Origin of the sequence: Sorangium sp. So ce362 (genome assembly GCF_051519845.1) — a bacterium.
Lineage (GTDB): Bacteria > Myxococcota_A > Polyangia > Polyangiales > Polyangiaceae > Sorangium.
Genome location: NZ_CP150332.1, coordinates 11,021,795 through 11,038,856, shown reverse-complemented (window position 1 = coordinate 11,038,856; position 17,062 = coordinate 11,021,795). Strand labels below are relative to the sequence as shown.

Below are 17,062 nucleotides of genomic sequence, written 5' to 3'. Positions count from 1 at the left end.
CCGGCCGCGCCTCGATCGCCCGGCCCGGCGCTCGGGGTCGATCGTCAGCCGAGCGGCCGCCGCGCGCTCGCGCACCCGACGTTCACGGTCAGCTCGAACACGCCCTCGGACCAGTACTTCGAGACCGCGTGGTGCAGGTACTTGAGCATCGAGTCGATGATCTGCGGCTCGAGATCGAGCATCGCCGTCGCCTCGGGGATCACCATCAGCCTCGAGATGGGGTCCTCGAGGAACTCGCGTCCGCTGTCGAACGACACCGCGATGAGCTGGACGTCGACCTCGACCTCGTCGAACCCCGCGCCCTCGATCTCCTCGGCGATGGTCTCGAGGGTCGGACGGCTGGCGGAGGCGGCGTCGACCGCCGCGCCGAGCTCCGAGAGGTCCTGCTTGAGCGCGCACTCCCGCGCGATGTCGGCCACCTCCGGGAACGAGCCGCGCAGCGGCAGCGCGATGAGCGCCTGGCCGCCGGGGACCAGGACCCGGTGCAGCTCGGCGAGGAGCTGCGCCCGCTCATCCGGGCGGCAGACCGGGTGCAGCGTGAACGCGTGGCTGAAGCTCGCGTCCGGCAGCGGCGTCGGCAGGGCGTCGGCGAGCACGTAGCTCGCGTTCATCCCGGAGAACAGCGCCGCCTTGGCGCGCGCGAGATCGAGCGCGGCGGCGGACCCGTCCACGCCCACCAGGGTCGCGCCGGGCAGCTTGTCGGCCACGATCGCGTCGGGGAAGCCGCTCCGGCAGCCGAGGTGGACGATGCGCGCCGCCTCGGAGGGCAGCAGCATGTCGACCGCCAGCGAGGCGAAGAACGAGATGTAGCGCGGGACGACCGCGTGCTCGAACAACACGGCGTCCGCCGCGCTCAGCGGCGGGCCGATCATCAGGCGACCCCGTCCTCTTCCTCCTCGTCGTAGGGCGCGAGCAGACCGAGCGCCTCTTCGGCGAGCTCACCGATCGTGACCTCCGACGTCGCGTCTTCGCCGCCGTCGTCCGCCAGCTCGACCGTGCGCATGTCGCCGAGCAGCGGCTGGATCAGCGGCGCGTGCGCCGGGTCGCCGATCTCGACAAGGGTCTCGATCGCCGCCGCCACCGCGTCCGGATCCTTGTGGCCAAGGAACTGGCCGAGCAGCTTCGGCACGCCCGGCTCCGGCACCTCGGCGATGAGGTACGGCAGCTCCGGCAGCGCGGACGACCCGAGCGGCAGTCGCTTGAGCGCCCGCTCGATCGCCTGCGCGACCTCCTTGAACCGGTCGTAGGCGAGCAGCTCGATCTCCTCGCCCGCCGCCTGCCGCGCCTCGGGGTGCTCCGCGGCGAGCACGTCGATGAGGGCGTCGAGCGCGCGCGGGCCCTCGTGCTCGCCGAGCAGCGACGCGATGCGCACCAGCCGGAGCGCCGCCTCGTCCTCATCGTTCTCGCGCGTCGCGCTCGCGATCGCTGCGGTGAGGACGTCCAGCAACGCATCGCCGGGCATGGCGGCCAGATCGTCGTGGAGCCGGCGAGCCGTGCGCTCCGCGTCGAACAGCTTGTTCAGGGTCGTCTCGATAGCTTGGCGATTTTGCACGAAGAGGAGCTATCAACAGCGCGCCGCCTCCGCAAGCTGGCAGGCAGCAAGGGCCTGTTCCCCGCGGATTCCCGTCCACGGCGGGGCACGGCCACGCCGGCCCGGCGGCGCCGTATCGCGCTCGCCAGCCGCGCGCGATACGGTAGACCGTTCGAGGCATGCGCGCGTCCGGCTCACCGCAAGCCCGCCCGACGAGGGCGGCGGTCTCCCCTTCCCCGCTCGTGCGCGGCGCGGCCGCGTCCGCCCTCGTCCTTGCGCTCGGCGGTCTCGACGACCCCGCGCCGCCGCCGCCCGCGATCGTCCCTCCGGCGGCCGCAGCCCGCGGCGCGGCGGGCGCGGCGGCGCTCTGCGGCCCCCGCACCGTGCCGGAGGGCGCCGCGTGCATCCCGCTGCCCGCGCCGGGCGCGCCGCTCCCCGAAGGCGGCGCGGCGGCGCTCTCCGGCCCCGCCGGGGCGCGTCCCGCCGGGGCGGGCGCGCGCGGCCAGGCCTACGAGCACATCCCCCGCCGCCCCGAGCGTCCGGCGAGCGCCGCCGCGTACGCGTTCCCGATCGGCGCGCCGGATCAGCCGCCCGGGTTCCTCCTCGTCGAGGGCGCTCCAGCCCAGGCGGGCGCGCCGCCTCCAGCGGGCCCCGTGGCCGCGATCGGCGCCGCGCGGCCCGAGCCGCCGTCCTGGGCCGGCGGGGTCGAGATCGCGGCGACGCGGGGCGAGCGGGTGGCGGCGCTGAGGCTCGAGGGCCAGGAGGGGAAGGCCGAGGTCGTCTTCGTCGGCGAGCTGTCCGGGATCACGGTCGCCACGGCGCACGACGTGCGCGAGGCGCGCGACGTGGATCGCGTGCGCAGGGTCGTCGTGCTCCACGGCCACCTCGATCGCCCTGGCCCCGGCGTCGTGGCGGGCGCGCGGCTCGACGCGGGGGACGTGGTCGGGTACGCCGGCGAAACCGGCAGCACGGGCCTCGTCCGGCTGCACCTCGAGGCGCGGCAGCTCCGCGAGGGCGCGCGCCTCTCGGATCTCGACCCGAAGCGCATCACCGACGCCGCGGTGACGGTGCCGTGCGACCTGCGCAACGTGCTGCCGCTGCGTCAGGGCGCGAGCTTGTAGCCGAAGCCATAGACCGTGAGGATGTGCTCCGGCTTGTCGGGCGAGCGCTCGACCTTCTTGCGCAGCTTGACGATGAAGTTGTCGACCGTGCGGTTCGACGGCCCGGCCTCGATCCCCCAGATCTTCTGGAGGATCTCCTCGCGCGAGACCGGCTGGCCCAGGCGCTCGTGCAGGAGGCGCAGGAGCTCGACCTCGTAGAACGACAGCTGATCCGAGCGCGAGCCACGCGAGACCGTGTGGGCGGTCATGTTGACCTGCACGTTGCCGATGGTGAACACCTCGACCGGCGCCTCGGCCGGCCGGGCGGCGCGGCGGAAGAGCGCGCGCAGCCGCGCGATGAGCTCGCCCACGCTGAACGGCTTGGTCACGTAGTCGTCGGCGCCCGCGTCGAGGCCGCGGATCTTGTCGATCTCCTGGCCGCGGGCCGTCAGCATGATGATCGGCACGAACGCGTCCCAGCGGCGCAGGTCCTCGCAGACCTTGAAGCCGTTGGTGTCGGGGAGCATGAGGTCGAGGAGGATCGCGTCCGGCTTCTCCTGCCGCGCGAGCTGCACGCCGTCCTTCCCCTTCGAGGCCGATGCCACCGAGAAGCCCTCGAACTCGAGGGCATCCGTCAGCCCCAGCACGATGTGAGGCTCGTCCTCGATGATCAGGATCTTCTTGCGTGCCGCCACGACGGAGTGCGGTCTTAGCACAAACCCGACGGGCCCCGCGAGCGCCCTGCCGGCCGGCTCGACGGAGCCCCTCCGGGGCCACAAAAGGCGGCGCGGGGCGCGATCTCGCGATCGGCCCCGCGCGCCGGGTCAGTCAGCCGTCAGCCTACTCGCCGGAGCAGGTGATGAACAGCGTGGCCCCCGTCTGGGCGTCGCCCTCGTTCGTGAACCGGATCTTGCGCTGCTCGGTCGACGGGCAGTCGGCGACGATGGTCGGCTCGCCGAGCCGGATCGACGGGTCGACGTAGCACCACCCGTGCACCGCCTGACCGCCGGACTCGACGTTCTCGTTGGGGTTGGTCCTGCACTCGACGGCCGGCTCGCCCTCGTTCACACCCTCGAGCTGCTGGATCTCGCACACGCAGTCCCAGCCGGAGACCTTCGCGATGTCGAGGGAGAGCACCTCGTCCTTCGCGGCCTCGCGCTCCGAACCCGGGGGCACCTCGGCGCGCCCCAGCGGCTTGTCGCAGGTGCACTGGCCCTGCGAGTTGCGCGCCTCGAGGATCAGGCAGGGGACCTGCTTTTTAGCGTCGGGGGTCAAGGTGCGCGGGAGGCACTGGCCGCCGAGCACGGTCTTCAGGCGATCGATGATGGCGCCGATCGCCGGCCGGTAGCCGTAGTCGGCCCCCCTGTCGTTGTCGAGCTGGGCCGGGCATACCGAGCCGACGATGCCCTGGGGCCCGAGCTCCCGGATGAGCTGCAGCTCGCGGAGGCCCGGGTAGGCCTTCGCCTTGATCTGCGTCGTCGTCCTGGGCGCCGTGTCCTCCTGACTGTTCGTGCCCTCCGGCTGGCACAGCGGGTTGTCGTTCGGCACCTCGCCCGCCCTGCAGTCGCAGCTCTGGCTGCTCCCCTCGCAGGATTTCGACTGGGGGAGATCGAAGATGCACGCGTACTGGAGATCGCCGCTCTTCGGCGGGATCGTGTACTCCCGGCCGTTGATGCCGTTCCAGCCCGGCTGCTCCGGCGTGACGATCGCGTCGCCGGTGATCGGGTTCATGCCCGAGCGCGGCGCCATCGACTCGACCATGAAGGGATCCTTCGGCGGCTGGTGGTTCGCGGGGTCGCCGAGGATGAGCTCCCAGGTGCTGCTGAACGCGTTGTCGAGCAGCGGGGCGCCGAGCTCGGTCGCGTTCTTGAACCCGCCGACCGGCTCGTTGTTCTCGTTGAGGCCGGCCAGGAGGTCCGGCTCGCCCCGCTCGTTCTGGCGCGCGATGTCCTGCCACGGCACACCGACGATGCCGGCGAAGAAGACGAGCCCGGGATCGCGGACGGAGGAGTCGGTGTCGGTCGGATCGAGATCGCTGAAGATCGGGTTCGGGACGAGATCGCCCTGGCGGTTCTTGACGCGGGCCTCGGTGAAGCCGCGCCGGTAGCGATCGATCGGCTGGAGGAAGTCGAAGCCGAACCGGCGCTTCTGGTCCCAGCAGCGGGAGTTGACCGGATCCTCCTCCTTGCTCAGCAAGGCGGGGTAGCCGTCCGTGCCCGTGCATGCCGGGTCGACCGGGCAGCCTTCCTGTTTCTGGCTACACGACCTGCAGCACGGGTCATTCGGCTTTTCGGCGCACTCGGAGCGCGGCCGCCACATGCGCCCATTGGTCTCGGCGACGAGGTAGTTGCGGCTCTCCGCGCGGATCGAGCAGTCGTTCTCGTCGCTGAGCATGATGATGGCGAGGAGGGAGCTCGGCCGGAGAAACCGGCTGCGTTGCTCGATGACGACCGGATCCGTGCCCACCAGCACGATGTTCTTGCTCTCTTCCTGGATCTCGATCCTCTCGTACGGCTCCGGGTCGACGAGGAATCGGTACACGCTCTCGAGCTGCGCCTCGAAGCCGCAGCCGGACTGCCCCGTGCCCTTGACCATCGCCCTGAGCTGCTCGACGAGCGACGTGTTGTTGAGGTCGGCGTTCGTGTCGCCCAGGATGTCCGCCTCGCCGTCGTCCGGGTCGGGCACGTTCGGCTCTCCACCCTTGCCGCGCTTCTGATCGGGGTCCCAGGCCAGGAAGCCATGGTCAAGGTAGGTCGGGAGGTTGTTCGTGGTGTCGTCCTCGCTCTCGCGCGCGAGGAGGTGCCCCATGTCCACGTTCGAGATGCTCAACGACTTCGGGCAAGCGGCCGAGCCGTAGCCGCCGAGGCTCGAGCTGATGATGCCGATGTGGATGTCCTTGACCGGCTCGAACTCGCGCATGAAGTCCGGATCGCAGTCGTCGTTCGGCGACGAGACCGTCCTGGAAGGCTCCGTGCCGTTCTTGTGGATGCAGCGCGGGTTGACGAGACCCTGCACGAGGTCGGGGATCGCGGTGGCGAGGATGTCCTGCTTGTCGGCCATCGAGCCCGAGTTGTCGATGGCCAGGAGGAGGTCGATCTTGTCGACCGAGCTCTGGGTCAGCCGCTCGACGATCGTCGACGTCGTGCGGGGCTCGTTCGTGGCGATGGGGCGGTTCAGACATCCGAAGGCGCTGCCTGTGCCCGCTACCAGGAGGCCCGCCATGGCGAGCCTCGCCGCGCCCCTCCACGGGCGCCTCCTCTCACGCTCAATCCGCGTCATCATTGGACTTTCCTTTCGACCACCGATCCAGTTGCGCGGCGGTCAAGCCACTGAAAGGGCCCGTCGTCCACGGGCCCACGACCGACTTCCGCAGGCGATCCGCGGCTCGACGGGAGCTCGATGCTAAGGACCCGACCGGAACGCTGTCAATTCGACCTGCCGGCCCGCTCGGACCCGCCGGAGGGCGTCGTAGCAAACGAGATGCCGCCGCCGCGCTTCGAGGATCTCCATCTCCGCGCTGGGCTGCGCCGTCAACTTGATTGCGCGGTGCCAACGCAGTAGGCTACATCCTACCTTTCCATACCTTCTTCCTTGCTCAACCTGGGTCGGTCGGCCGGGAAACGATCGGCTGGCGGCGCCGTGATTGCCTCGGCCGCGCAACCCCGGTCGGCCGCCTCCGCCTCAACCCCGGTCGCCTCAACCTCGGTCGAAGGGAGCGCGCTGGCCTGATCGCGTCCCCCGCGCCGGCCGGGGTTTGCCGCTTCCCAGCAGGGCCGAGTTGTGGTCAGTGCCCGAGCATGTTGCGCGTCGCCGTCGCCATGGTCCCGGAGGTACGGCAGCTCCTTGCCGAGGATCCGGCGCAGCTCGCCGACCTCCTGGACGAGATCCACGACGAAGACCTCGCCGATCTCATCGGCCTGCTGGACGACGCCGAGGCGGCGACGGTCCTGAAGGCGCTCAAGGCCGAGGACGCCGCGCCCATCTTCGAGCGCCTCGACGGCGAGACCCAGGAGGCCCTGGTCGAGCAGATGGGCGTCGAGAGCATCGCGCCCATCGTCTCCGAGATGGCGGCCGACGACCGCACCGATCTCATCGAGGCCCTGCCGGACCAGGTCAGCGGCACGCTGCTCTCGACGCTGGAGAAGGTCGACCCCGAGGCCGCCGCCGAGGTCGAGGAGCTCGCCAAATGGCCCGAGGACAGCGCCGGCGGCCTCATGACCACCGATTACGTGTCGGTGGGCATCCACCTCACGGTCGCCGACGTGATCGAGCGGATCCGCGCCGTCGGCGAGGACGCCGAGACCATCTATTACGTGTACATCGTCTCGGATCGGGGGCACCTCATCGGCGTCGTCTCGCTGCGCGATCTGCTGCTCGCCTCGCCCTCCGAGAAGCTCGCGAACGTCATGACCGAGAACGTCTTCGCCGTCAGCCCCGAGACCGACCAGGAAGAGGTCGCGCGGACCATGGCGAAGTACGACTTCAACGCGCTGCCGGTGCTCTCCGCGGACCGGAAGCTGCTCGGCGTCATCACCGTCGACGACGTGATGGATGTCCTCACGGAGGAGCAGTCCGAGGACATGCAGCGGCTCGGCGCGGTGGGTCCCATCGACGAGAGCTACTTCAAGACGAGCTTCTGGACGTTCATCCAGAAGCGCGCCCCCTGGCTCGCCGTGCTGTTCGTCGGCGAGTTCATGACCGGCGAGGTGCTCCGGCGTTACGAGGACGACCTCAAGGCCGTCGCGACGCTCGCTTACTACGTGCCGCTGCTCATCTCGACGGGCGGCAACTCCGGCTCGCAGTCGTCGTCGCTCATCATCCGCGGCCTCGCCGTCGGCGATGTGCGCGTCGGCGACTGGTCGAGCGTGCTCGTCCGCGAGCTCGGGCAGGCGGTCGTGCTTGGCCTTATGCTCTCCGTCATCGGCATGCTCCGCGTCTGGCTCTGGGGCGACGGCACCGGCTTCGTCCTGACGATCGGCGCGACGCTGATGGCGATCGTCCTCATGGGCTGCACGGTGGGCGCGATGCTCCCGCTCCTGCTCCGGCGTATCGGCCTCGATCCGGCGACCAGCTCCACGCCGTTCATCGCGAGCCTCGTGGACGTCCTCGGGATCCTCCTCTACTTCACGATCGCCCGCTTCTTTCTGGCCGATCTCCTCGTGCAGAGCGGGGCGGGCGGGTGAGCGGCCCCGGGCACCTCGCCGTCCGGACCGAGGCGGCGCCGGCTCCCCCGCGCGGGCGCGCCGCGTGCATCGCCCGTGCATCTGCGCGCGCCGCGAGCCCTTGACGCGTCGGCGCCCATGGGGGAGTGAAACAGGCGACTTTCGTTCAGCGCAACGTGCGCTGAACCGCTCCTACGGAAGGAGTCAAGATGGCCGAAGGCTTGAATCGTGTGATGCTGCTCGGCAACCTGGGCGCCGACCCCGAGCTCCGGTTCACCCAGGGAGGGCAGGCCGTCTTGAACCTGCGGCTCGCGACGACCGAATCGTACCTGGACCGCGACAAGGTCCGGAAAGAACGGACGGACTGGCACAATGTCGTGATCTGGGGCAAGCGCGCCGAGGCCTTGGGCAAGATCCTCAGCAAAGGCTCCTCGATCTTCATCGAGGGCTCGCTCCGCACGTCGAGCTACGACGACCGGGATGGCAACAAGCGCTACAAGACCGAGGTGGTCGCGAACAACGTCCTGCTGACGGGCGGGGGTCGCGGTCGCGGCGTCGCCAACGACGACGCGGGCGGGTTCGGCGCTGACCCCGGCGGCGGCTACACCGGCGGCGGCGCCGGCGGCTACAGCGGTGGCGGCGGCGGTGGCTACACCGGCGGCGGTGGCGGCGGCGGTCGCCCGGCCGGCGGCGGCTACAACCGCGGCGGCGGTGGCGGTGGCGGCGGCGGCGGTCGCCCGGCACCTGCGGCGCCGGATGCCGGCCCTCCTCCGGACGACTTCGGCGGCGGCGGTTACGGCGGCGGCAACGACGACGACATCCCGTTCTGATCCCCGTAACTCCAGGTAAATCCAGCAAAATTCCCGCTGCGCAGAGCGGCGCCCGCCCGCACAGGAGACGGGCCCAGATCGGCGTCTTCGGCGCACAGGCGCACTCCAGTGCGCCGAGCACCGAAGACGTCGAGGTGGGCCCGTATCCGAAGCGGGCGAGCGCCGCTCAAGGGCGGGGGTGAGGGCGGCGCGCCAGCACGACGGCCACGCCTGCCGCCGCGAGCACCCCGAGCGCCGCGATCGCGGTAAGCGGCTCCTCCGCGGCGAAGAAGATCGCCCGCACGAGCACCCCCGGCTCCGGCGGCGCCGTGAACGCGCCCTCGATCTCCGTCGCGCCGAGCAGCGCGCCGCACCGGGCGCCCGCGCCCTGCGCCGGCTCCTCCAGACAGACCACGCTGCAGAGCGCCGCGTCGTGCTCGCTCCCGGCAAAGCCGAGCACGTGCCGCCCGCGGATCGCCACCGCGCGCTCGCCCGCCCTCCCCGCCGCCTCGAACGGCTGCTCGAACCGCTGTGAATGCGCGCGGATCGGCCCCGCTTCCCACCGCTCGATCGCCACCCCGAGGCCGCCGCGCACGAGCCCCGACGCCCGATCGAGCACCAGCTCCTCCAGGCCGGTCACCCACTGCCGCGACGGGGCCGTCGCGCAGACCGCGCGCAGCGAGAGGCCGTCCGCCTCGACGCCCCGCCGGAGCGTCACCTTCGCCCCCGCGATCGCCGAGACGTCGATCGCGGGCAGCACCGCATGCGGCGCATCGCGCGCCCCGGCAGGCAACGAGAGGCGCAGCGCGAGGCCCGGCGCCACGCCGTGAAGCTCAGGCGCGCTCGAGCTCATCCATCAACGCGAGCACCTCGGTGCGGATCTCGACGAGCGCCGTGCGCATCCGCTGCACCTCCTCATGGCTCGCGCCCGCGTCGGGGGGCGGCGGCTCGATGCCGCCCTCGCGCAGCTTGCGACGCGCCCCCGCGATCGTGAAGCGGTGCGAATAGAGGAGCTCCTTGACCTTGAGGAGCGTCTCGACGTCGCGCCGGCTGTAGACCCGCTGCCCCTTCGCCGACTTCTGCGGGCGGACGGAGCGGAACTCCGTCTCCCAATACCGGAGCACGTGCGGCTCGACCCCCACGATGCCGGCCACCTCGCCGATCCGATAGTACAGCTTCGCCGGAAGCTGCTGGCGCACCGCCAAGCGGTCTACTCCTCGGCGGCCGAGGCCGTCTCGCGCGGGTTGAGGGCCTGCTTCAAGATCTGGCTCGCCTTGAAGTTCAGGACCCGTCGCTCCGTGATCAGGATCGGGTCGCCGGTCTGGGGATTGCGGCCCTGCCGCTGGCGCTTGTCGCGCAGCACGAAGTTGCCGAATCCAGAGATCTTGATCTTCTCCCCGCGCCCCAGGGTTTCCTTCATGGTCTCGAACACGAGATCCACCAGATCGGCAGACTCCTTCTTCGAGAACCCCCCCAGGCGGGAGTAGACCGCCTGAACGATTTCGGCTTTCGTCATGAGACCCCCATCGCCCTTGCAGAAGGGGGGGACACGCCGCAACCCCTGAAGACCGTTCAGGAAGCCGCGTGCGGTCCCCCGACCGGCTTGGGGGCAGGATGCCAGCCTGCGTCGGGGAGGTCTAGGGGGTTACGCAGGCTTCGCCCGATGAGCGTCGGGCCCGCTTCGTGCAGTCCTCCAGCGGGCGCGGTGCCCGGAGCCAGCCCTCCGGGGCTCGGAGCCAGCGCCTCCGGGGGCTCGGAGCCCAGCCCGCCACGACGAGACAAGCGCCCCGCGCCGGCCGCCTCGGGGCCGCGGCCGGAAACCCGGCAGGATTCCGGTACGGCCGCGGGGCATGGGGCTCGCGGCGGCGAACCGCTCAGGCGGCGAGGTCGCCGAGAGGCCGCTCCTTCGTCGCCTGCCTGGACCAGGCGCCGACCACGGCCGCATCGCCCGGCCGCGCGTCGTTCCAGGCGGCGACCGGCGCGCCCGACGCCGCGTCGCGGCGGCGCGCGAACTGCTCCTGGGCGACCATGACCGCGACGTAGAAATAGCCGACGGCGAAGAGCACCGCGAACGGCGTGGCGAAGTAGTGCCCCGTCTGGACGGACGCAACCACCGCGCCGCAGGACAGCACGGCGAGCACCGCCTCGGTCAGCGGCAGGTCCGTGCGCACCCTGTACCGGCCCTTGTTGTCGCCCTGCTTCGGGGTCCGCACGAACTCGCCCGACATGCTGCGGATCCCCTCGATCACGGCCTTCGACAGGTGCGGCGCGAGCCCCGTCCCGAGCGCGATGAGCATCGGCAGGCGCACGACCGCGCCCCAGCGCGAGCGGCCCTGCGCCGTCTCGGCCAGCATGTAGAACGCCGCGAGCGATCCAGTCGTCGCCGTGCAGAGCGGCAGGTCGATGGCGACCATCGTCAGCGTGTCGGCGGCGGGGAACAGGACGAGCGCCGGCAGGAGGAGGATGCTCAGCAGGACCAGGAGCGGGTAGGCGAAGTGCGGCGTGAGGTGGAAGAACGCCTCGAGCCGCTGCCCCCGCGAGAGCTTCGCGCCGAGCACCCTCGCCATCAGCTTGCGCGCGGTCTGCACCGTCCCCTTCGCCCAGCGGTACTGCTGCGCGCGCAGCGCCGAGATGTCCTCGGGGAGCTCCGCCGGCGAGACGACATCCTCGCGGTAGATGAAGCGGTAGCCCGCGAGCTGCGCCCGGTACGACAGGTCGAGGTCCTCGGTCAGCGTGTCGTGCTGCCAGCCGCCCGCCTCGCGGATGGCGTCCTTGCGCCACATCCCGCCGGTGCCGGAGAAGTTGAACAGGAGGCCGGCGCCGAAGCGCGCGCGGTTCTCGACGAGGTGGTGGCCGTCGAGCATGAGCGCCTGCACCTGCGTGAGGATCGAGACGTCGCGGTTCAGGTGCCCCCACCGCGTCTGGACCATGCCGACCGTCGGATCCTCGAAGTGGCCGACGATCGACCGGACGAAGCCCGGCTGCGGGATGAAGTCGGCGTCGAAGATCGCGACGAGCTCGCCCTTCGCGACCTTGAGGCCCTCGTCGAGGGCCCCCGCCTTGTAGCCGACGCGATCCGTGCGGTGCAGGTACACCGCGTCGATGCCCTGCGCGCGGAGCCGCTCGACGTGCGCGCGCACGAGGCCCTGCGTCTCGTCCGTCGAGTCGTCGAGCACCTGGATCTCGAGCTTGTCGCGCGGGTAATCCATCCTCGCGACCGCATCGAGCAGCCGCGCCGCGACCGTCGACTCGTTGAAGAGCGGGAGCTGGATCGTCACCGGCGGGAGATCGCGATCCGTCAGGGCCGCGACCTCCTGCGCGCGCACGATCTTCTCGCGGTTGAAGCGACAGAGGACCACGAGGTGCAGTCGGTGCAGGCCGTAGGCGCTGAGACCGAGCAGCACGCCGAAGTAGAGCACACAGAGCAACATCGAGAGCATCGGGAGCACCTACCGCCAGGGTTGCCGGGCAGCCGTGGGATCGGGCGAGTTTGCCGGTCCCCACTCCTGCAGATGCCGGCGGGTAACGAACGCGTACCATCCGCCGAATCCGAAGTTGTCATGCACTTGTAATTCCTTGCAACTCTCTGTCGCGAGACGCGAAAAGTTGACTTGAGGCCGAGTCGTTCCCCCTGGAAAATGACAATCACCGACAATCCCGCTTCGCCCGGGCGCGCGGCGCTGGCCGCAGGTTCGCTGTACGAACGCGCGTGCGCGAGCGACGCACCAGGTACGGTGATCCCCCGATACCGCTGCTCCACGTAAGGTGTTTTTCGTAAGGGCTGCCCGAGGCCTTGTTCAATAAGTACGGCGCTCACCTGATGGGCAGATTCACAGTGCTGTGGGGGTTTTGAGGCCTGTCCAGGAGCGGCGCCGCCGGGGGTCCGGGGTCATCTGCGCCTGGCGCCCGCGGGAGCCCGGGGCTATCGGTTGCCGATGAGCCGCGCGTTGCTTAATGAACTGAAGGCCCGCCAGATCGCGTTCCTCGAGGCGCGGCTCGTCTCGGAGGCCGCCGCGCGGGACTTCCGCGAGCGCCTGCCCGCCGGCTTCGCGGCGCTGCTCGCGACGCCGCTCGGCGAGCTCATCGAGGCGGGGGCGGTCGCGCGGGCGCTCGACGCGCTGGCGGCGGAGGAGTCGCTCCGGCGGGCGGTCCGGCCCGCGGCCGCCGCGGCGCTCGCGGCGCTGGTCGCGGCGGCGCGCGCCGAGCGGCGGCGCGCGAAGGAGCTGATGCCGGAGGGGGCGCGCGACAAGCTCGATCGCATCCTGGAGCAGCCGAAGATCGTCCCCGAGCGGCTCGTGCGCGAGGTGCTCGAGAGCGCGGCGCTCGACGCGGTGATGCGCGACGTGCTGTACGACACGCTGAAGGAGTTCTCCGAGAAGGTGAACCCGTTCTTCGCCGAGTGGGGCCTGCCGGCGCTGCTCAAGCGGATCTCCCCCTTCGGCCTCGGCGGGGTCGGCAAGACGATGGGCACCCTGCGGGGCGACTTCGAGCGGCGGCTCGAGCCCGAGATCCGCCGCTTCTTGCAGGGGTTCTCGCGCACGGCGATGCGCCAGGTGCACGACATCGTCGTCGCCAGGGGCGACACGCCCGAGTTCATCGGCCTGCGCAGGCACGTCGCGACGTGGGTGCTGGAGCAGGAGATCTGCGCGCTCATCGGTCAGCTCGACGCGACGAGCTCGGCGCTCGCCGAGGAGCTCGGGGCCGACGTCGCCGCGCAGGTGCTCCGGGACCGGCCGATCCGGACGCGGACCAGCGAGGCGATCGCGGCGTTCGTCGCCGCGCACGCGCGCGAGCCGCTCGGCGAGGCGCTGGGGCGCCTCGGGATCGCGCCCGCGCTCGACTTCGACGCGCTCGCGGCCGCGCTCTGGCCGCTCGTGCGGAGCCTGTGCGCGACCGGACCGGTGCGCGCCTGGCTCGCGTCCGTGGTGGAGGAGTTCTTCGACGGGCTGCCGGACGGCATCGAGCCGCCCGCCTGAAGCGCGCCGAGACGAGGCGCGCAGCCCGCCCCGGCCCGCGCCGAGCGCGGGCCCATGCGGCGAGCGGCCGCTCAGCCCATGGCCGACGCGTCCGCCACCGCCGACTCGATGTAGGCGAGGCCGCGCGACGGGCACGCGGGCACCGTGGGCGCGAACGCCTCCATGTCCAGGATCAGCTCGGGGCCGACCGCGAGCGTGAGCACCACGACGGGCACGCGCGGCGACATGCGGCGGAGCGCCTCCATCTCATTGTGGAGCTCCGCCTCTTCCCTGGGCACGAGCACCATCACGTGAGGACGCCAGCGGGCAAGCACGTCACGCGCATGGCCGAGCCCGCAGCACGTCTCCACCGTGTAGTCCCGGGATGAGAGGAAGTCGACGAGCGGCAGGGAGTTGCTGGCGTCGCCGTCGATCACCAGAACTCGGGTCGTGCTCTCAATCTCCATAAGGTTCCCCCGTTGGCGGCTGGGTCTGACCGCGACCACGAAGACGAGATCGCCATCGCCGCGCCCAGAGAAACCATACTCCATCGGCGACAAAGCGCGATATCAATCGCGCTTCATCGCATCACGCGACGCGTTGATACGCGCTTGAAACATCAGCGCTTCCCCCCTGTCGTCTCCGCGACCCGCGCGCCATCCGCGCGGGTCCGGCGGGGGCTCAGCCGCCGAGATAGGCCGCGCGGATCTCTTCGTTCGCCGCGAGATCCCTGGAGTCGCCGCTCATGGCGATCTGCCCAGTACGGAGCACGTAGGCGCGCGTCGAGTACTTGAGGGCGAGTCGGGTGTTTTGCTCGACGAGGAGTACGGTAGTTCCTGACGCCGCGATCTTGGCGATCGACTCGAAGATGTCGGCGACGAGCCGCGGCGCGATGCCGAGCGAGGGCTCGTCGAGGAGCAGCATGGCCGGGCGCGCCATCATGGCGCGGCCGATCGCGAGCATCTGCTGCTCGCCGCCGGAGAGCGTGCCGCCGTGCTGGTGCATGCGCTCGCCGAGGCGGGGGAAGAGCTTCACCACGTCATCGACGGTCTCTGCCATGGTGGGGCCGTCCTTGTGGCACCACGCGCCGAGATCGAGGTTCTCGCGGACGGTGAGGTTCGAGAAGATCGCGCGCCCCTCGGGGACGAGCGAGACGCCGACGGCGACGAGCTCCTCGGTCGAGATGGACGCGAGGTCCTTGCCGTCATAGCGGATGCGGCCGGAGGCGATCGGCAACAGGCGGACGATCGTCTTCAGCGTGGTCGTCTTGCCGGCGCCGTTCGCGCCGATCATCGCGACGACCTCGCCGCGCCGCACCTCGAGGCTGACGCCCTTGAGCGCCCGGATGCCGCCGTAGCTGACCGCGAGATCGTCGACGACGAGCAGGCGCTCGCCGGGCGCCACCGAGGGGGGCTGCCGCGTCGGATGCGATGTCTTCATGCGGGCTCCTCTGCCGCCGCAGCGGCCGCGGGGCGGGCCGCGGCCTCGTCTTCGACCTCCTCGCCGAGGTAGGCGGCGAGGACCTTCGGGTCCCTGCGCACGGCCTCCGGGGTGCCGTGCGAGATGGTCTCGCCGTGGTCGAGGACGTGGATCTCCTCGCACACCCCCATCACGACCTGCATGTTGTGCTCGACCAGCACGACCGTGATGTCGAAGGTGTCGCGCAGCCAGCGGATCTGCTGCTTGAGCCCCTCGGCCTCGCCGTAGTTCATGCCCGCCGCCGGCTCGTCGAGCAGGAGCACCTTCGGCTTGAGCATCATCGCCCGGGCGATCTCGAGGCGGCGCTGGTTGCCGTAGGAGAGCGACGTCGAGATCTCGTCGGCCATCTCCTCGAGCTTGAACACCGAGAGCAGCGAGAGCGCGCGCTCGGTCATCTCCCGCTCGTCCTCGTAGAAGAACGGCGAGCGGAGCAGGGCGGAGGTGAGCGTCGATTTGCGCAGGTTCTCGCAGGCGACGAGCACGTTCTCGAGCACCGTGAGCTGGCCGAACAGGCGGATGTTCTGGAACGTGCGAGCGATGCCGAGGCGCGCGATCTGGCTCGGCCTGAGCGGCGCGAGGTCGGTCCCGCCGAAGCGGATCGAGCCCTCGTCGTGCTTGTAGACGCCGGTGATCAGGTTGAACACCGTCGTCTTGCCGGCGCCGTTCGGGCCGATGAGCCCGAAGATCGAGCGATCCGGCACGGAGAACGAGACGCCGCCGACGGCCCGCAGGCCGCCGAACCGCTTGGTCACTTGCTGCAGATCGAGGCTCACTCGAACTCCCTCCCGGTCGGCTTGACCTCGTGCTCGAGGGCGGTGCCGGGCGGCTGCTCCTCCGGCGGGGCGCCCGGGTGCGCGGCGGCCGCCTCGGCGCCGATCGTGGCGGGGACGGGCTCGGCCGGCCCGACCGGAGGGCGCCTCGCGCGCGACGCGCGCCGGCCGAAGAGCTCGCGCTCGCCGAAGAGCCCCTCGGGGCGCAGGATCATCAGCCCGATGAGGATGCCCGCGTAGAGCACCATCCTCAGGGCGTTCAGATCGAGCGCGGGGTAGGCCGCCTTCAGCGCGAGGACGCTGTCGAGGCCCTGGAGCTGCTCGATGAGCTTGACCGTGAAGGTCACGAGCACGCCGCCCACGATCGACCCGGTGACGCTGCCCGAGCCGCCGAGGATCACCATCGTGATGGCGTCGAACGAGTAGCTGAACGTGAACTGGTCCGGCTGGATCGTCGGGTTGCCGTCGCGCATCGAGGCGAGCAGGCCGCCGGCGATGCCGCCGCCGGCCGCGGAGATGACGAACGAGGTGACCTTGTAGCGCGTCGGGTCGACGCCCACCGCGGCGGAGGCGATCTCGTCCTCGCGGAGCGCGCGCAACGCGCGGCCCCAGCCGGAGAACTTCAGCCGCCAGGCGATGAGGGTCGCGAGCACGACGGCGCCGAAGATCCAGAACGGGCCGCCGTACTGCGGGACGCCGGTGTCGTCGGGGCCGGCGTAGCCGATCGGGCCGCCGAGCGCCCCGAGCAGCCTGCCGACCGTCCCCTGCTCGGCGGCGCCGGTCGTCGCCGTGGCGATCGTCAGGCGGAAGATCTCGGCGAACCCGAGGGTCACGATGGCGAGGTAGTCGCCGCGCAGCCGGAGGCTCGGCAGGCCGACCACGAGGCCGAAGAGGGCCGCGACGAGCCCGGACGCGAGGAGCGCCGGGGGCATCACGAGGAACGAGTTGCCGAAGAGGGGATCGCCGCCGCCGAGCTGCTGGTGCAGGTTGCCGGAGACGATGGCCCCGGTGTACGCGCCGATGCCGACGAAGCCGGCGTGGCCAATCGAGAACTGGCCGGCCATGCCGTTGATGACGTTGAGCGAGAGCGCCGCGATGACGTTGACCATCGCGAACAGGGCGAGCTGCCGCCAGGCGGCGTCCGGCATCAGGGTCTCGAAGCCGAACTCGAGGGCGACGACGCCGCCGAGGAGCACGAGCGCCGTGATGACGCGCTTCAACGGTCGAGGCATGGCCGGGCCACAGTTGATTTGGCC

General features: G+C 71.0%; 16 protein-coding genes. 4 read left to right on the top strand and 12 right to left on the bottom strand.

What is annotated here, in order from left to right:
• Positions 1 to 44 precede the first annotated feature (44 nt).
• On the bottom strand, positions 45 to 872 hold the full coding sequence (locus tag WMF17_RS42335) for a class I SAM-dependent methyltransferase (RefSeq protein WP_437599233.1): 828 nt from the start codon (positions 870 to 872) through the stop codon (positions 45 to 47).
• Positions 872 to 1,552, bottom strand: coding sequence for a HEAT repeat domain-containing protein (locus tag WMF17_RS42330; protein ID WP_437599231.1), 681 nt, complete (start codon positions 1,550 to 1,552; stop codon positions 872 to 874). Before WMF17_RS42330 ends, WMF17_RS42335 begins: the two co-directional genes overlap by 1 nt.
• A 158-nt stretch (positions 1,553 to 1,710) precedes the next feature.
• Between WMF17_RS42330 and WMF17_RS42325 the strand changes: the two genes are divergently transcribed.
• A complete protein-coding gene (locus tag WMF17_RS42325; protein ID WP_437646585.1) occupies positions 1,711 to 2,652 on the top strand; it encodes a M23 family metallopeptidase in 942 nt (313 codons plus the stop codon).
• Here the strand turns inward: WMF17_RS42325 and WMF17_RS42320 are convergent.
• Together WMF17_RS42320 and WMF17_RS42315 are read right to left on the bottom strand one after the other, a co-directional pair.
• A complete protein-coding gene (locus WMF17_RS42320) occupies positions 2,634 to 3,326 on the bottom strand; it encodes a response regulator transcription factor (protein ID WP_437483500.1) in 693 nt (230 codons plus the stop codon). The two genes, WMF17_RS42325 and WMF17_RS42320, sit on opposite strands and share 19 nt — an antisense overlap.
• 145 nt (positions 3,327 to 3,471) lie before the next feature.
• Complete coding sequence (locus WMF17_RS42315; RefSeq protein WP_437599228.1) at positions 3,472 to 5,853, bottom strand: hypothetical protein; 2,382 nt, start codon at positions 5,851 to 5,853, stop codon at positions 3,472 to 3,474.
• 575 nt (positions 5,854 to 6,428) lie between these two features.
• Here WMF17_RS42315 and mgtE point away from each other — a divergent pair.
• Complete coding sequence (gene mgtE, locus WMF17_RS42310; protein ID WP_437599227.1) at positions 6,429 to 7,814, top strand: magnesium transporter; 1,386 nt, start codon at positions 6,429 to 6,431, stop codon at positions 7,812 to 7,814.
• Between the two features lie 188 nt (positions 7,815 to 8,002).
• The gene (locus WMF17_RS42305; protein WP_437646584.1) at positions 8,003 to 8,623 is read left to right on the top strand and encodes a single-stranded DNA-binding protein; all 621 of its coding nucleotides are present in this window, start codon (positions 8,003 to 8,005) and stop codon (positions 8,621 to 8,623) included.
• Between the two features lie 166 nt (positions 8,624 to 8,789).
• Here WMF17_RS42305 and WMF17_RS42300 read toward each other — a convergent pair whose 3' ends face one another.
• The 4 genes from WMF17_RS42300 to WMF17_RS42285 all read right to left on the bottom strand — a co-directional run bounded on the left by WMF17_RS42300 (position 8,790) and on the right by WMF17_RS42285 (position 12,042).
• Positions 8,790 to 9,455: a hypothetical protein gene (locus WMF17_RS42300; RefSeq protein ID WP_437599225.1), complete on the bottom strand. Its 666-nt coding sequence runs from the start codon at positions 9,453 to 9,455 to the stop codon at positions 8,790 to 8,792.
• Positions 9,436 to 9,801, bottom strand: coding sequence for a MerR family transcriptional regulator (locus tag WMF17_RS42295; RefSeq protein ID WP_437599224.1), 366 nt, complete (start codon positions 9,799 to 9,801; stop codon positions 9,436 to 9,438). The genes WMF17_RS42300 and WMF17_RS42295 overlap by 20 nt, the downstream gene beginning before the upstream one ends.
• Positions 9,802 to 9,812: 11 nt before the next feature.
• Complete coding sequence (locus tag WMF17_RS42290; RefSeq protein ID WP_012241218.1) at positions 9,813 to 10,118, bottom strand: integration host factor subunit alpha; 306 nt, start codon at positions 10,116 to 10,118, stop codon at positions 9,813 to 9,815.
• A 358-nt stretch (positions 10,119 to 10,476) separates the two neighbouring features.
• Positions 10,477 to 12,042 carry a glycosyltransferase family 2 protein gene (locus WMF17_RS42285; protein WP_437646583.1) on the bottom strand — a complete coding sequence of 522 codons (1,566 nt, stop codon included), beginning with the start codon at positions 12,040 to 12,042 and terminating at the stop codon, positions 10,477 to 10,479.
• A 495-nt stretch (positions 12,043 to 12,537) separates the two neighbouring features.
• Between WMF17_RS42285 and WMF17_RS42280 the strand changes: the two genes are divergently transcribed.
• On the top strand, positions 12,538 to 13,578 hold the full coding sequence (locus WMF17_RS42280) for a hypothetical protein (protein WP_437646582.1): 1,041 nt from the start codon (positions 12,538 to 12,540) through the stop codon (positions 13,576 to 13,578).
• A 71-nt stretch (positions 13,579 to 13,649) separates the two neighbouring features.
• Here WMF17_RS42280 and WMF17_RS42275 read toward each other — a convergent pair whose 3' ends face one another.
• From WMF17_RS42275 to WMF17_RS42260, 4 genes are all read right to left on the bottom strand, one after another.
• Positions 13,650 to 14,024, bottom strand: a complete 375-nt coding sequence (locus WMF17_RS42275) for a response regulator (protein ID WP_437599220.1) — start codon at positions 14,022 to 14,024, stop codon at positions 13,650 to 13,652.
• A gap of 214 nt (positions 14,025 to 14,238) precedes the next feature.
• Positions 14,239 to 14,997: an ABC transporter ATP-binding protein gene (locus WMF17_RS42270; protein ID WP_437599219.1), complete on the bottom strand. Its 759-nt coding sequence runs from the start codon at positions 14,995 to 14,997 to the stop codon at positions 14,239 to 14,241.
• A complete protein-coding gene (locus WMF17_RS42265; RefSeq protein ID WP_437646581.1) occupies positions 14,994 to 15,809 on the bottom strand; it encodes an ABC transporter ATP-binding protein in 816 nt (271 codons plus the stop codon). The genes WMF17_RS42270 and WMF17_RS42265 overlap by 4 nt, the downstream gene beginning before the upstream one ends.
• Complete coding sequence (locus WMF17_RS42260; RefSeq protein WP_437599217.1) at positions 15,806 to 17,038, bottom strand: branched-chain amino acid ABC transporter permease; 1,233 nt, start codon at positions 17,036 to 17,038, stop codon at positions 15,806 to 15,808. The genes WMF17_RS42265 and WMF17_RS42260 overlap by 4 nt, the downstream gene beginning before the upstream one ends.
• Positions 17,039 to 17,062 lie beyond the last annotated feature (24 nt).

Coding starts and splice junctions, on each gene's coding strand:
- WMF17_RS42335 (WP_437599233.1), bottom strand. CDS start 872: ATGATCGGCCCGCCGCTGAGCGCGGCGGACGCCGTGTTGTTCGAGCAC.
- WMF17_RS42325 (WP_437646585.1), top strand. CDS start 1,711: ATGCGCGCGTCCGGCTCACCGCAAGCCCGCCCGACGAGGGCGGCGGTC.
- WMF17_RS42315 (WP_437599228.1), bottom strand. CDS start 5,853: ATGGCGGGCCTCCTGGTAGCGGGCACAGGCAGCGCCTTCGGATGTCTG.
- mgtE (WP_437599227.1), top strand. CDS start 6,429: ATGTTGCGCGTCGCCGTCGCCATGGTCCCGGAGGTACGGCAGCTCCTT.
- WMF17_RS42305 (WP_437646584.1), top strand. CDS start 8,003: ATGGCCGAAGGCTTGAATCGTGTGATGCTGCTCGGCAACCTGGGCGCC.
- WMF17_RS42300 (WP_437599225.1), bottom strand. CDS start 9,455: ATGAGCTCGAGCGCGCCTGAGCTTCACGGCGTGGCGCCGGGCCTCGCG.
- WMF17_RS42290 (WP_012241218.1), bottom strand. CDS start 10,118: ATGACGAAAGCCGAAATCGTTCAGGCGGTCTACTCCCGCCTGGGGGGG.
- WMF17_RS42285 (WP_437646583.1), bottom strand. CDS start 12,042: ATGCTCTCGATGTTGCTCTGTGTGCTCTACTTCGGCGTGCTGCTCGGT.
- WMF17_RS42280 (WP_437646582.1), top strand. CDS start 12,538: ATGAGCCGCGCGTTGCTTAATGAACTGAAGGCCCGCCAGATCGCGTTC.
- WMF17_RS42275 (WP_437599220.1), bottom strand. CDS start 14,024: ATGGAGATTGAGAGCACGACCCGAGTTCTGGTGATCGACGGCGACGCC.
- WMF17_RS42270 (WP_437599219.1), bottom strand. CDS start 14,997: ATGAAGACATCGCATCCGACGCGGCAGCCCCCCTCGGTGGCGCCCGGC.
- WMF17_RS42260 (WP_437599217.1), bottom strand. CDS start 17,038: ATGCCTCGACCGTTGAAGCGCGTCATCACGGCGCTCGTGCTCCTCGGC.